This window comes from Desulfurobacteriaceae bacterium (assembly GCA_039832905.1).
GTDB lineage: Bacteria > Aquificota > Aquificia > Desulfurobacteriales > Desulfurobacteriaceae > Desulfurobacterium.
Genome location: JBDOLX010000070.1, coordinates 1 through 1,057 on the forward strand (window position 1 = coordinate 1; position 1,057 = coordinate 1,057).

The 1,057-nt window shown below is 37.6% G+C and carries 3 protein-coding genes; all 3 read left to right on the forward strand.

Going from position 1 to position 1,057, the window contains the following annotated elements; translation table 11 throughout:
* Positions 1-257: RsmE family RNA methyltransferase (locus ABGX27_05170; protein ID MEO2068886.1), on the forward strand; the 257-nt coding region annotated here is incomplete at its 5' end.
* A 1-nt stretch (position 258) separates the two neighbouring features.
* Positions 259-801, forward strand: a complete 543-nt coding sequence (locus tag ABGX27_05175; protein MEO2068887.1) for a macro domain-containing protein — start codon at positions 259-261, stop codon at positions 799-801.
* Positions 802-811: 10 nt separating this feature from the next.
* The coding region (locus tag ABGX27_05180) for a hypothetical protein (GenBank protein MEO2068888.1) at positions 812-1,057 on the forward strand (246 nt) is incomplete at its 3' end.

A 1,057-nucleotide genomic window follows, 5' to 3' on the forward strand; every position in this document is an offset into this window, starting at 1 on the left:
AAAACAAAACGGAACTTTCTTTTGTTTTATGGGAAAAAGGTGGAAAAAGTTTAAAGGATTACGAATCTTTTAATGCTTCTTCTGTATCCTTCATTGTTGGTCCTGAAGGAGGACTTGATACTGAGGAGATAGAAATCCTTAAGGAAAAAGGGTTTAAACCAATTTATCTTGGAAAAAGGATTCTAAGGGCAGAAACTGCAGCAATTGCCGGAATGGCTCTTGTTCAATACATCTGGGGAGACTTGGGGGGAGAGTAAGATGAAAATCCTCCTTGAAAAGAACTATAAGAGACTCATTATAAGAGTTGTTCACGGTGATATTACCGATGAAGAGACAGAAGCCATAGTAAACGCGGCAAACAGTTCTTTACAACATGGAGGTGGGGTAGCAGGAGCTATTGTAAAGAAGGGAGGGAAAATTATCCAAGAAGAAAGTAACAAGATAGGATACGTTCCTGTCGGGAAGGCGGCTTACACTTCAGCAGGAAACCTAAAAGCAAAATACGTTATCCATACAGTAGGTCCTGTTTGGGGAGAGGGGAACGAAGAAGAAAAATTAAGAAGTGCTATAAGGTCGGCTCTTGAAGTAGCAGAAAGTTTGAAAGTTAAATCGATAGCACTTCCTGCTGTAAGCACTGGAATTTTTGGCTACCCAAAAGAACTTGGAATAAAAGTCATCTTTGATGAAGTCTTAAAGTACGTAGACAAAAATCCCGATACCGTGATAAGGGAAATCCATTTTACGAACATAGATACCCTTACTGCCGAACTTTTTTATAAGGAAGCGATTAGACTAAAGTAGAGGAGATACTATGGGGCAATTATTCTCCGATATCTTCTTTGAAAACTACAAAGAGAGTTTTATTCGGAACTTTGTAAATCAGAGTAAAACGAAAAAAGATTGCATCCTTTCGGAAGGTGTAGTAAGAACTCTGGCAACAAACATTTACGATGTCTTGTTCTTTTCGGTTTCTATTGAGAAATTTAAGGAAATATTAAAAGAAGCTCTAGAAAGTAAAGTTGATTTTATCGTTTGTTTTACAAAGGCTTCAATGCTT